Source organism: Banduia mediterranea, assembly GCF_031846245.1.
Lineage (GTDB): Bacteria > Pseudomonadota > Gammaproteobacteria > Nevskiales > Nevskiaceae > Banduia > Banduia mediterranea.
Map to the genome: position 1 here is coordinate 109,074 of NZ_JAVRIC010000001.1, position 13,816 is coordinate 122,889.

Here is a 13,816-nt window from a genome sequence, read left to right on the forward strand (position 1 = left end):
AGAAGCAGGCTGGAACGCATCAAGTGGTCTGGGAGATAACCCGAGAAACGGAGACAGTGGTACGGATCGGGATGAATTCCCGCCCAGCCTTACATAATTGAGTTTCGTGGAAGATAGATAGGGCCGTGCCTGGGGGCCAATGAATAGATGTGGGGTCACCATAACTGTGAGTTATGGTGCAGGCGCAGTCAGGCTGGCGCGTGTGTTGCGGAGTACGCACTGGCGGTAATTTTGAATGCCCTGCTGTGCGTGCCCGTCGAATGCCGGAACGCAATAGAGAGTTTTTACCGCCGGGCGCGACGAACCTCGTGTCTGATTGGCTGACTGAGTCGGCGAATTTTGTCGGTCGGCGCGGTTTGTGCGGCCAATAGCGCACCGATTTGGGGCGAACCCATTCCAACAATGAGCGCCGCGACAGCAGATGGTGCAAGCGCATAACGAATGGTTATGCCGCTTGGCGGCCTTTTCATTGGTCTAGGCCAAAGGCACCCACTAAGGTTGATAGCCACCGAGGAAGCTGTTGTTTCGTGGTTGATTCCGAGAAGGCGAATAACCAGGCGCGAATATCAAATGATTGTTCGCGGGGGGCGGGAAATCTTCCGATTCTCAGCCACAGCTTCTCTTGGTCCTGAGGGATCAGGAATAAAGCGTATCAGGCCGCCTTGGGGTGTGAATCGGGGGCAGTGCTTGTGGGGTTGTTTTTGTGGAATCAAGGGTGCTTCTTTCAAGAATTCATGTGTGTGAAGAAGTCCGATAGATCGCATTTCTGCGAAGCGCTGGGGATCGTCGTGATCCATCGAGACGCTTCGCCGCAGACACCATTTACTGATCGGGAGTTCTTGTGTTGACGACTAAGACATCGCCGCTAGTCCAACGGGATCGAGTGGCCAACGGGGCGCGGAACCTGTACCGGAAGCCCAGGGGCTTCGTGGGAACCTTGCTGCTCGCCGGAATCACCTGTGCGCATGCGCAGGAGCCGGCCGCCACCGCCGCGGAAGACGTGGTGATGGAGGAGGTCGTTGTGACCGGCACCAGCATTCAACGCGGTGACGACGCGGCCTTGCCGGTCACCGTGATGAGCCGCGAGGAAATGGACCTGCGCGACGCGGGTTCGCCCGTGGATCTGCTGACCTCGCTGCCGGCGGTCACCGGCGTGCCTTTGAACGAATCCACTCAGGGCGGCGCCGGTGCGCGCGGTGACGTGGCTTCGATCGCGATGCGCGGCCTGGGGTCCGGCAGCACGCTGGTCCTGCTCAACGGCCGCCGCATGGCGGCGCATGGTATTTCCGCGAACGAGAATGGCGTTCCTGCACTGTCAGTCAACTCGAACGTGATGCCGGTCCGCGGGCTGGATCGCGTCGACGTGCTGCGTGACGGCGCGTCTTCGATCTACGGTTCCGATGCGGTTGCCGGTGTCGTCAACTTCGTCGTCGATACCGACTATGTTGGTAACGAAATCCAGCTGCAGGGTGGCTTCGCCGAAATCGGGTCCGGCGACGACCGTCGCCTGACGCTGACCCACGGTGACTACTATCTCAATGACAGGATGCATTGGATCTCGACCTTCGATCTCTATGATCGGGACGCGACCAAGAGCGCGGACGTCATGGGCGACTCGAACAAGGTCGATCAGGCGCCCGAAGGTTTCAATTCGCTGACCGGCCGCTTTTTCGATCGCAGCTCATCAAGTGCCTATCCTGCCTACCGCGTCGGTGACTCCACGTCGACACGGTATCTGGTGCCGACGTCTTCCGGCGCGGCGTTCAGCGACACCGTTCCGGCCCGAGACGGCGAGTTCGCATCGGACTACTACTACGATTTCAACGTGGGCTATGCCTTGCCCGAGACGACGCGCCTGAACTGGTTCAACCAGGTCGACTATGAGGTCAACGACCACCTCACGATGTTCGGCGAAGTGATGCTGTATGCCGCCGATTCCACGATGGTGCGCGCGCCGGTCTCCTACAGTGCCTCGTCCAACCGCAACATCGTGCTGGGTATCGACAATCCCTGGAACCCCTACGGTACGCGCTTCAATCCCGATGATCCGCAGGAGGTGACGATCACCTCCTACCGATTCGTCGACAACGGCAACGAAACCGTCGAGATCGAAACACGTGCCTATCGCTTCGTGCTGGGAGGCCGCGGTGCGATCAATGACCGCTGGAACTGGGAATCGGCGGCGACGTTTTCTCGCTCGGGTACCCGAGACGTATCACAGAACGCCATACGCGAAAGTGCGGTGCTCGATGCGATCGGATCCGGTTCCTACAATCCCTGGAACTACGACTTCGGCGTCGTCGACGGTCAAGTGGTGCCGACGACGGCCTATGTAAACTCGCAAGACTCCATCGATCCGTTCTCTCAGGATTTCATTCAGACCGGGCGTGACATCCTCGCCACCATCGATGCCCGCGTTACGGGCGACCTGATCGACACATGGGCGGGCCCCTTGCAGGTGGCGGCAGGCGCCGAGCATCGCTGGGATGACTACTCGCTGACGCGTCCCCAGTATCACGGTCTCAACTATGAAGGTAACGCCCTGGGTCTGGATCCCGGCGACAACGATTTCATGCAGGCCTCGCCGGTCGGCAACATCGTCGGTGATCGCACTGTGGCTGCCGGTTTCATCGAGACTGTGATCCCTCTGGTTTCGGAGTACAACGAAGTTCCCGGCATCCGCAGCCTGTCACTCGGTGCATCGGTGCGCTATGAGGAGTACAGCGACTTTGGCGGGACCACCAATCCGAAGTTCACCCTGGACTTCCGTCCGGTCGATCAGGTCATGATTCGCGCCTCGTACAACGAGGGATTCCGCGCACCGAGTCTGGCCGCCATCAACTATCCGTCTCGGACCTCCGTGGGGTCCTATTCCGATCCCTACCGTCAGGATGTGACTGGTCTACCGGAGGACGGGCAGATTCAGCGTCTGCAGACCACCACCGGCAATTCCGATCTCAAGCCGGAAGAGTCCAAGGGCTACACGCTGGGTACGGTCGTGGACGTGCCGTGGATCGACGGCCTGCGCTTCTCGGTCGACTGGTTCAAGATCGAGCAGGAAAACATCATTGCCGCGCCCAACGCCAACCAGTTGCGCATCGACGATGCAGAACGTCTTTTCAATGCCACGCAGGCTGCGCTGGCGGCCGGTGTCGCCTACGAGGACATCGATCTTGGCAGCGGTACCGATGACTACGCCGGCAACGCTCTGGTTCGCCGCGCCGAGGTGACCGACGATGACATTGCCAACTTCGAGGCGTACAACGAAGGCAGGCCGCAGTCGGAATGGGTGGCCCCGGTCGGCGCCCTGGTCGAGACCCTGACGCCGTTCGACAACCTGGACTCGTCGCTGATCAAGGGCTACGACTTCAACATCACCTATGACCTGCCGTCATTCAGCTGGGGCAAGCTCAGGCTGTCCACCGACTGGACCTATCTCGACACCTTCAAGCGTCTCGGCGGAGCCGATGGGTCCTCGTCCACGCAGCTGGGTATCGATGGCAATGCGCGTCTGCGCGGTTCGGCCGCACTGAGCTGGACCAACGGCGCCTACGCTGCGGGTCTGAGCGCCTACTACATCGGTGAGTACGCGGATACCGGTGCCTCGATTTCCGATGCGGTGTACCAGGAGCTGGGCCAGCCCGGCTACGTCAAGACGGTCGACGGCGTCCACTACTGGAAGGTCGACGATACCGTCACCTTCAACGCCTTCGCGTCCAAGACCTTCATGTCCGACAGCCTGCTGCTCGACGGCCTGAACCTGCGCCTCGGCGTCAAGAACCTCACGGACGAGAAGCCGCCGCTGACGTCCGCGACGTCCGGCTACGATGCTTCGGTCTACAACGCCGTCGCAGCAGGACGGGTCTGGACACTGCGACTCAGCAAGAGCTTCTGATCGCGGTTTTACTTGCCGGTGGGGCGCCAGTGATGCCGCCCCACCGGCCCTGTTTCTGAAGAGAATGGCAGATATGAAATTTCGAAAACCTTTACGGCTTACTCTTTCTACCGGCTTGCTGCTCGGCGTGGTCTGTCTGCAGGCCAGCCCGCTGGCTCATGGCGCCAGCGTCGATCGCGCGTGGAAGTCCGCCGCCGGCGCCGACGATGAGACGGTGTTCGCAATCACCGGCGATTCGATCATCAACCGCCGCCTTTCGACCTTCGCAGCCCCTGGCGTCGAGCAGATGTTCGGTCTGATTCGCGGAGCCGATGCCGCGTTCACCAATTTCGAAACCCTGATCCACGGCTACGACATGCCGGGTGCCCAGCAAAGTGGCGGCACCTACATGACCTCGCCACGTTTCGTCGGCGAGGAGCTGGCCTGGGCTGGTTTCGATCTGCTCGGCCTGGCCAACAACCACACCAATGACTTTGGCGTGGAGGGCATGCGCAGCACCGTGGCCGCTCTTGCCGAGACCGACATGGTGTTTTCCGGGGTTGGTGAGAACCTGGCGTTTGCGCGCAGCCCCGGTTATCTGGATACGCGCAAGGGTCGCGTCGCGCTGATCTCCACCTCATCCTCGTTTCCGGAGGCGATTGCCGCCGGCCCGCAGCGCAAGGATCTGATGGGGCGTCCCGGACTCAACCCGCTGCGTCACGTCGAGACCTACACCGTCACCCAGGAAACCTACGACACGCTCATCAAGCTGCGCGGCCCCGTGCGTTACGGTATGGGAGGTGACGATTCGGGCGTACTGAAGTTCGGTGGCTCCAACTTCGTGGTCGGCGACGAGATCGGTGTGAGTTCCAGGGTCGACGAGAAGGATCTGCGCGAGCTGTCCGCCAGCGTGCGCGATGCACGCCAGCAGGCCGACTGGGTTGTCGTTTCCGTGCATTCGCACGAGTCGGCCGATCCGGCAGACCGGACCCAACCCGCCGAATTCCTTGTCGAGTTCGCGCACGCGATGATCGATTCGGGTGCCGACATGGTGGTCGGACACGGTCCGCACATCCTGCGTGGTATCGAGGTGTACAAGGGCAAGCCGATCTTCTACTCGATGGCCAATTTCATCTTCGAGAACGATCTTGTCGGGTTCCAGCCCGCCGAGAACTACGAGAAAACCGGCCTCGCGCACGACGCGCTGCCCGGTGACTACTACAGCAAGCGATCCAAGAACGACACCGTGGGGTTTCCGGCCAGTCGCAAGTACTGGCAGAGCATCGTGGCCGAAGTGGTCTACACCAATGAGCGCGACCTCAAGGAAGTGCGCCTGCATCCGGTCGCGCTGGGTTACGGTCAGCCGCGTACCAAGCGTGGTCAGCCATATCCGGCACCTGATGCCGAAGCCTCGCAGGTGATCGACGATCTGGTCGAACTGTGTGAACCCTACGGCGCGACCGTGAACTACAAGAACGGTGTCGGCATCCTGTCCTGGAAATAGTCCATTGAGCGGGTGCCTCACATCATCGTGTTCTTGCCGCGTCATGGGCATGCCCTCTCCCCGTGTTCATGGCGTTGCAGGTGGGCGGTGCCGGCGGAGTTCCGCCGGCACCGGCGCCCCCGGGATCGGCTGAGCCCGAACCAGAGTCGCCCATGAAACTGCTGATCCGGCTGCTGTGCCTGGCATCGCTCGCGTTTCCGGGATGGCTTGCTGCGCATCCCGGCAGCGAGTCGTTCATGACGCTCGAAGTGAGCGGCGAACATCTTGAAGGCGAGCTGAAGATCAAGTTGCTGGATCTGCGGCGTGCGTTCGAAATGGACGCTGACGGCGACGGCCTCATCGGCTGGCCCGAGATCAAGCAGCGCAAGTCGGAGATCGAGGACTACGAACAGGCCCGACTGAGAGTCCTGATCAACGGCGAGGAACTGCCGCTGCGTTTCCAGCGCTTCCGCTATGGCACGCAGGACGGCGAAGATGTCATCGCCTCGCAGTTCGTGGTCGATGCGCCCGAGCCCATCCGTCAGCTCGACATCGGTTACGCACTGTTTTTCGATATTGACCTGCAGCATGAAAGCTTCGCCCGTATCGTCTGGGAGGGTTCGCCCGGTCGGGAAGCGGTTTTTTCGGTCGGCAGCGCCTATCAGAGTTTCAGTGGCTCGGTCGAGGCCGCGCGTGGGTTTCTGCAATTCCTGAGATCCGGCATCTGGCATATCTGGATCGGCTACGACCACATACTCTTTCTGATCGCCCTGCTGATTCCGGCGGTCTATCAACGCCGCGGCCGCGGTCGCGAACCGGTGGCGCGCCTGGCTCCTGCGCTGTGGCGCGTGACGGCCATCGTGTCGGCTTTCACACTGGCGCATTCGATCACCTTGAGCTGCGCGATGCTGGGCTGGATCGAACTGCCGAGCCGTCTGGTCGAATCGGCGATCGCCGTTTCGGTGTTTCTGGCCGCACTCAACAACTTCCTGCCGACCACCGCCGGCGGTCGCGGCGCCTGGCTCGCATTTGCGTTCGGCCTGCTGCACGGCTTCGGCTTTGCCGGCGTGCTCGGTGAACTCGATCTCGGCGCGGGGCAGCTATGGCGGCCGTTGCTCGGGTTCAACCTTGGCGTCGAAGTCGGACAGCTTGCGATCGTTGCGGTGTACTTCCCCCTGGCGTACTGGCTGAGACGAACCCGGTTCTATCGACTGGGCGTGCTCTACGCCGGCTCCGCCGCGGTGTGTCTGTGCGCGCTTTTCTGGTTCTTCCAGCGCGCGCTCTGAAGCGCGGAAGGGCTCGCCTCCGCCGGCTTTCCAACGGCCATGCTGCGAGCGGCGAGCCTTGCCAGGCGGCAGCCGGCAATCCCTGACCCCAGGTTTCAAACCGTGTCAGTCGCGCGCACTTCGGTGCACTGATATGGCACGCCAGGCGCTATTGAAGGGCGGCCCGGCAGGACATGGTGCACCGGCATAACGAACAGTTATGCGGCTTGGCTGCCTTTTCATTGGCTGGGGCAAAGGCGGCTTATTAAGCTAGTCCTGTTCGCCAAAGAAAATGTCGTGAGCCCACCGAACGACTTTTCGGGGGAAATACCGTCACTACTTTGGCCTATTGGCGCGCTCTGCTGCATCTATTGGGAAGCTCTAGTGTTGATACCAAAGATATTGCCGCATGCCTGTCGACGCCGAGTTGATCACCTATCGCCGAACGTTGCTGGTCTAGCAAAGTGCCTGTTGGGCGTACTTGCGCTCACCGGAACCACATTCGCCCATGCGCAGGAATCTTCACCTGCGGCGTCCGCGCCGACTCGGTCGTCCGCGGTACTCGAAGAAGTCGTCGTCACCGGCTCTCGCGTTGCGCGCAATGGATACGACACGCCGACACCGGTGACGGTTATTGGAGAAGCCGAGATCGAAGCCGCTGCGCCGGTGAACCTTGCCGATTTCGTGAACGAGTTGCCGTCGGTGTCCGGCAGTACCACGCCGTCCACGTCCAACAGAAGCCTGAGTTCGGGAGCGGCCGGCATCAGCTCGATCAACTTGCGGGGCTTGGGCAACGCAAGAACCCTGGTGCTGCTCGACGGCCGTCGTTCGGTCGGTTCGCTGGCCCAGGGCACGGTCGACATCAACACCTTTCCGCAGGCCTTGGTCAAAAGTGTCGAGGTGGTGACCGGCGGCGCATCCGCAACCTATGGTTCGGATGCGGTATCGGGCATCGTCAACTTCATTCTCGACAAGGACTACACGGGCTTCAAGGGAACGCTGGAAGCGGGTGAGACCACCTATGGCGACGACCAAAGCTGGAACGCTTCGCTGACCGGTGGCATCCCGTTTGCCGGAGGACGCGGACATCTGCTGCTTAACGGCCAGATGTCCCGCCGCGATGGCATCTATGGCATGCCTCGCGACTGGGCGCAGGAAGGTTGGCACATGGTCAACAACCCCGCCTACGAAAGCGGAAACGGGCTGCCGGAATATCTGGTGGCCAGTCAGTCGGGACAGAGCGTGATGACCGCGGGCGGCATCATCACCAATACCGAACTGCGCGGTACCTATTTCGGAGTCGGCGGCGTGGTGAATCAGTTCGCCTACGGCGAGACACGCGATCCCTGGACGATCGGTGGCGACTGGGCGCTGGGTGAATCCAACGGAAGAACCTCGCTGGAGCCGGAATCGAAACGGGACGGTGTTTTCTCGCGGCTGAGCTATGAACTCACCGACCGCATGGAAGTGTTTGCGGAAGCATCGTGGAACGAGAATGTCGCCCAGCAGTGGGGTGGCTCGCAGTCCGACAAGGGCAGTGTGATCATCTATACGGACAATGCGTTCCTGCCCACGGAGGTCGCTCAACGCGCCGCGGATCTCGGCATCACGCAATTCAATCTGGGCACCTACAACGCCGATATTCCGACGCGCATCACCGACAACACCCGGACCGTTAAGCGCTACGTGCTGGGCTTCAACGGTTCGTTCGATGCGGTCGGCAGCGACTGGGACTGGGACGCTTACTATCAAAGAGGCGTCACCGATACCGACGAGACCTTGCTGACCACGCACCGGGGCAGGCTGGCCGAGGCGCAGGACGCCGTGTTCGATCCTGGCAGCGACGAGATCGTGTGCCGTTCGTCGCTGGACAACCCGGGCAACGGTTGTGTGCCGTTCAACCGCATGGGCATCGGCGTCAACGCCCCGGGTGCGCTTGACTACTTCATGGGCGTGCCGGAACGCAGACAGCGTTTCGAGCAGGATGTCGCGGCGGTCAATTTCAGCACCAACGTCGCCAATCCGTGGCTGGATCCGATCGGCATCGCGTTCGGTGCGGAACATCGGCGCGAAGAAATTTCCGGCTCGGTCGACGAGCAGTATCAGAACGGCTGGACCTACGGAAACTACCTGCCGACCTTCGGCGACTACAATGTGTCCGAGGCATACCTCGAAACGCTGGTCCTGTTGCCCAAGGGTGTCGAATTCAATGGCGCGGTGCGTGGAACCGACTACAGCACCTCGGGCTTCGTCACCACCTGGAAGGCCGGCCTCACCTGGTCTCCGATCGATGACCTGAAGCTGCGGCTGACGAAGTCCAGGGACATTCGCGCGCCCAATCTGGAGGAGCTGTATCAAGCCGGGCGTCGCAACACCAATTTCGTGACCGATCCGTTCTACGGCAACATTTCGACGCGATACACGCAGGATTCGACGGGCAACCCGGACCTGAAGCCGGAGGAGGCCGACACACTGGGTGTGGGCTTCGTGTATCGGCCGTCCTATGTGCCTGGACTGGGCTTGTCGGTCGACTACTATGACATCAAGATCGACGATGCGATCTCCTCGGTAACGCCTCAGAACATCGTCGATCGCTGCCATGAGGGCAACCAGACGTTCTGCAATGCCTTCTACCGCATTCCGGAGTCCGATACCGGTCTGGATCTGTACATCAACAACAGCCCGTTCAACTTCGTCGGGGAGCGTGCCCGCGGTATCGACGTGGAGGTCAGCTACCTGATGCCGTTGTCCAATGTGGTCGACGGCTGGCGCGGCGATCTCACGCTGCGGGCGCTGGCCACGCACTATCTGGAAATGTCCTCCGACAATGGAGTTGATCCCGCCACCGATTCGGCCGGACAGAATACCGGTGGTGGCCCGCCGGACTGGTTGTATCGACTCACGGCGGGTTATGCGCTCGACCGGTTCAGTGCGATCTTCACGGGGCGGGGTGTCAGTGCCGGCACGTATGACAACACCTACATTGAATGCACGAGTGGCTGTCCCGAGTCGTCGTCACAGAACCGTACGATCAACACCAACCATATCGAGGGCGCGTTCTACATCGACGCGTACTTCGCCTGGAACATGGATGTCGGGAATCTGGAAAATCAGCTCTATTTCAAGATTACCAATCTGCTGAACAAGGATCCGGAAGTCGTCGGACTTGGGCCGGGCGACAGCAGCAATGTCGAACCGGGCGTCAACCGCGCGCTCTATGACTATCTCGGGCGCGTGTTCCGCATCGGCATTCGTTTCAACTGGGGTTGAACGGCAAGATCGCTCAGGTGCTGGTTGTCCCAGGCAGCGCCGCGTCTGCCGAAGACCTACTGATTGAATTCGAGCCAGTAGCCAAGCCAGGAAATTAATTCAACATGGCAGAACAAATGTCGCGTAATCGTCAAGTGATCCAAGTACGCTTGCGCGATCGGTTGCGCCGATGGGCGAGAGCCCGGGGCTATGGCGGTATCAGTGCCGCGAAGCGCAGCTTGTCGCGATCAGGCTCCGCGCCAAGCGTCCAACGACGTTTATGTTGTGAGGTAATGAGGATTTCCGGATTGAGGGAAGACTCGGGGACTCCATCGCAGACCTGTCAGAAATCCAGCTTCCGGGGACGTGTCTGCGTTACTCAACGGGCCAGCGGCATGGAAACAAGATTCGTCCGGGACGCATTTGTACCCGTCAGGCGTAGCAAACAGCTTCGTTAATCAGGTGCGTGGAGGAGGGTTCAGTGGCACATGGACAGCGACGGGTGAATCGTAGACAGCGACGGGTGAATCGGCCCGCCTCGTTCACAGCGCTCAGGTGTCGCCTGGCGTTGCGCTCTCCCGTTAAGAAGGCAAGATTTTCGCAGCAGCGCGTGCCTGGTCGCGCGCGTGGATCGACGGCCGTCGATTTCAACACCCCTAATCAAGTGATTCAGTCGGAGGAAAGACGGGTATGAGGTTTACAACGATCGGCGGCGGACAGCGCCATTCCAGCAAGCACGGACTTCGTGCCGCTCCGTGGTTGGCCACGGTTCTGTTCACACTGTCTCCCCTGGCAATGGCCCAGACCATCGACCAAGTCCTCGAAACAGGCGAAGCCAAGGCAGCCGAAGGCCGCGCCTCGCAGGCCAAGATCGACCAGGTGGTGGACGCCAAGCAAGGCAAGCTGATCAAGTACCGTGCGCTGCTCAAGCAGATCGAAGGTCTGGAGCAGTACAACGAGCAGCTGTCCACGCAGGTGCAGGGCCAGACCGCGCTGATCGAGCAATTCCAGGGCTCGGTCGAGCAGGTCGCGCAGATCGAGCGCCAGATGCTGCCGCTGATCATGCGCATGGAAGGCGCCCTGTCCGACTTCATCGACATCGACCTGCCGTTCCACGAAACCGAGCGACGCGACCGCATCGGCTACGTGCAGAAGAGCCTCGCCCGCGCCGACGTCAGTGTCGCCGAGAAATTCCGCCAGGTGATCGAGGCCTACCAGATCGAAATGGACTACGGCCGCAAGATCGACGCCTACCACGACATCATCAAGATCGACGGCGAAGACCAGGAAGCCGACATCCTGCGCTTCGGCCGCGTGACCCTGGTCGCCCAGACCCCCGACGCCGGCACCACCGCCGTCTGGAACCGCCAGAGCGAAGCCTGGGAAACCCTCCCGTCCAGCTACCGCAACAGCGTGCGCCAGGGTATCCGCATGGCCAAGAAGCAAGCCTCCATCGAGCTCATCACCCTCCCGATCGCCTCCCCGGAGGCCGCCCAATGATTCTTTCCCACACGTCCGCCATGAAGACCGCCCGGATCGCCGCCCGCCGCCTGCTGCCCAGCCTGCTGCTCGGCAGCGCCCTGATCGGGAGTGGAATCAGCCAACCCGCCGCCGCCCAGAGCAGCGACGAACTGTCGATGCAGAAGCTGCTCAATGAAGTGCGCCAGGGCCGCTCGCGCGACGCCGCCGATAACCAGAAGCGCGAAGCCGCGTTTCGCGCCGACGCCGCCCAGCAAGACCGACTGATCCGCGAAGCCGAGCAGACGATCAACCAGCTCGAAGCGCGCAGCGCCAGCCTGGAAAAGACCTTCAACGCCAACGAGATCAAGGTCGAAGAAGCGCGTGCCCAGCGCAACGAACGCCTCGGCGCCCTCAAGGAACTGTTTGGCCACCTCACCGGCGCCGCCGGCGACCTGCGCAGCCGCTTCGCCAACTCCATCACCACCACCCAATACCCCGACCGCCAGGCCTTTCTCGAAGACCTCATCGAGAAGATGAACGACGACACCGACCTGCCGACCGTCGCCGAGATCGAGCAGCTCTGGTTTGAAATGCACCGCGAGCTCACCGCCTCCGGCCAGACCGTCAAATACCCGACCCAGGTCGGCACCGACGCCGGCCGCGAAGTCGTGCGCATCGGCCTGTACCAGCTCGTCTCCAACGGCGACTACCTCGCCTACGACGACGCTACCGGCAGCGTCTCCGTCCTGTCGCGTCAGCCGGCCGGCGTCGCCGGCGGTGCCGAAGACCTGCAGGCGGCCGATGCCGGCTTCACCCCGGTCGGCATCGACCCCACCGGCGCCGCCGGCGGCGGTTATCTCAAAGCCCTGATCGACACCCCCACGCTCACCGAGCGCTGGCAGCAAGGCCAGATCGTCGGCTACATCATCACCGCCGTCGGCATTTTCGGCCTGCTCGTCGCCATCTGGCGGCTGCTCGCCCTGTCCGCCCTGTCCGCCAAGGTCAATCGCCAGCGCAAGGCCGGCACCGCCAGCGACGACAACCCCCTGGGCCGCGTCATCCTCGCCGGTGAAGCGCATGCCAACGACGACGTCGAAACCCTCGAGCTGAAGCTCGGCGAAGCCATCATCAAGGAGCGTCCCGAGATTCAGCGCGGGCTGTCCCTGATCAAGATCATCGCCATGGTCGCCCCGCTGATGGGCCTGCTCGGCACCGTCACCGGCATGATCATCGTCTTCCAGGCCATCACCATCTACGGCGCCGGTGATCCCAAGGCCATGGCCGGCGGCATTTCCAGCGCCCTGGTCACCACCGTGCTGGGCCTGGTCGTCGCCATCCCGATGCTGCTGCTGCACAGCTGGCTGTACGGCCGCTCGCGCGCGATACTGCACGTCCTCGAAGAACAGACCGCCGGCATCGTCGCCGAACGCGCCGGGCGCTAGCCCGGCGCAGCAGGAGGACTGGAGAACCGACGATGTTTCTACTGTTACTCGACGCCGAAGCGGCGATCGCGCACTTTTTCGAATCAGGCGGCCCCGTCCTGATCGTGATCGCCGCCGTCACCTTCTTGATGTGGGCGCTGATCCTCGAACGCTTCTGGTACCTCACCGCCCCGTTTCGCAATGAACTGGCCGAAGCCCACGAGCGCTGGGAATCGCGGGCCGACCAAAGCTCCTGGTACGCCGAAGCGATCCGCGGCAAGCTGATCTCCGAGATGCGCGTACGCATTGAACAGAACCTGCGCCTGATCAAGGTCATGATCGCGCTGTGTCCCCTGTTTGGTCTGCTCGGCACCGTCACCGGCATGATCGACGTGTTTACCGTGCTGTCGATCACCGGCGGCGGCGACGCCCAATCGATGGCTGGCGGCGTCTCGCGCGCCACCATCCCCACGATGGCTGGCATGGTCGCCGCCCTGTCCGGCGTCTTCGGCAACATCTACCTATCGCAAGTGGTGCAGAAGCGACGCCTGAACGTCGCCGAACAACTGCCACCGCACCACCACACCGCCTGAGGTCATCACATATGGCACGTAGCTACGTCACCCCCGACGACGCCGAAGAAGATGCCGCCGTCGACCTGACGCCGATGCTCGACGTCGTCTTCATCATGCTGATCTTCTTCATCGTCACCGCCACCTTCATCAAGGAGACCGGCGTCGAGGTCAACCGGCCCGAAGCCAGCACCGCCGAGCAGAAGGACAACGTCGCCGTGCTCGTCGCCATCAACGCCGACAACAGCGTGTGGATGGACGGCCGCCGCATCGACGTATTGTCGGTACGCGCCAACATCGAACGCCTGCACGCCGAGAATCCCAACGGCGGCGTCGTCATCCAGGCCGACGAACTCGCCTCGATGAAGACCTTCACCCAAGTGCTCGATCAGGCCCGCGAAGTCGTGCCCGGCAGCCAGATCGCGCTCGCCACCGACGACCGCTGATCATGCCTTGGGTGCGTGATCCGGGATGGCGGCCGGCGCGTGAAA

At 61.9% G+C, this 13,816-nt stretch carries 8 protein-coding genes; all 8 read left to right on the forward strand.

The window, feature by feature from the left end; all coding sequences use genetic code 11:
* Nucleotides 1-937 precede the first annotated feature (937 nt).
* Nucleotides 938-3,895, forward strand: a complete 2,958-nt coding sequence (locus RM530_RS00525; protein WP_311363245.1) for a TonB-dependent receptor domain-containing protein — start codon at nucleotides 938-940, stop codon at nucleotides 3,893-3,895.
* A gap of 73 nt (nucleotides 3,896-3,968) precedes the next feature.
* Nucleotides 3,969-5,378 carry a CapA family protein gene (locus RM530_RS00530; protein WP_311363246.1) on the forward strand — a complete coding sequence of 470 codons (1,410 nt, stop codon included), beginning with the start codon at nucleotides 3,969-3,971 and terminating at the stop codon, nucleotides 5,376-5,378.
* Nucleotides 5,379-5,530: 152 nt separating this feature from the next.
* A complete protein-coding gene (locus RM530_RS00535) occupies nucleotides 5,531-6,643 on the forward strand; it encodes a HupE/UreJ family protein (protein ID WP_311363247.1) in 1,113 nt (370 codons plus the stop codon).
* Nucleotides 6,644-7,006: 363 nt separating this feature from the next.
* Entirely contained in the window at nucleotides 7,007-9,892 is a 2,886-nt protein-coding gene (locus RM530_RS00540; protein ID WP_311363248.1) for a TonB-dependent receptor plug domain-containing protein, read from the forward strand.
* A gap of 669 nt (nucleotides 9,893-10,561) precedes the next feature.
* Nucleotides 10,562-11,371, forward strand: a complete 810-nt coding sequence (locus RM530_RS00545) for a DUF3450 domain-containing protein (RefSeq protein WP_311363249.1) — start codon at nucleotides 10,562-10,564, stop codon at nucleotides 11,369-11,371.
* A gap of 20 nt (nucleotides 11,372-11,391) precedes the next feature.
* Entirely contained in the window at nucleotides 11,392-12,774 is a 1,383-nt protein-coding gene (locus tag RM530_RS00550) for a MotA/TolQ/ExbB proton channel family protein (protein ID WP_432276066.1), read from the forward strand.
* 32 nt (nucleotides 12,775-12,806) lie between these two features.
* A complete protein-coding gene (locus RM530_RS00555; protein ID WP_311363251.1) occupies nucleotides 12,807-13,346 on the forward strand; it encodes a MotA/TolQ/ExbB proton channel family protein in 540 nt (179 codons plus the stop codon).
* 11 nt (nucleotides 13,347-13,357) lie between these two features.
* Nucleotides 13,358-13,771 carry an ExbD/TolR family protein gene (locus tag RM530_RS00560; RefSeq protein ID WP_311363252.1) on the forward strand — a complete coding sequence of 138 codons (414 nt, stop codon included), beginning with the start codon at nucleotides 13,358-13,360 and terminating at the stop codon, nucleotides 13,769-13,771.
* Nucleotides 13,772-13,816 lie beyond the last annotated feature (45 nt).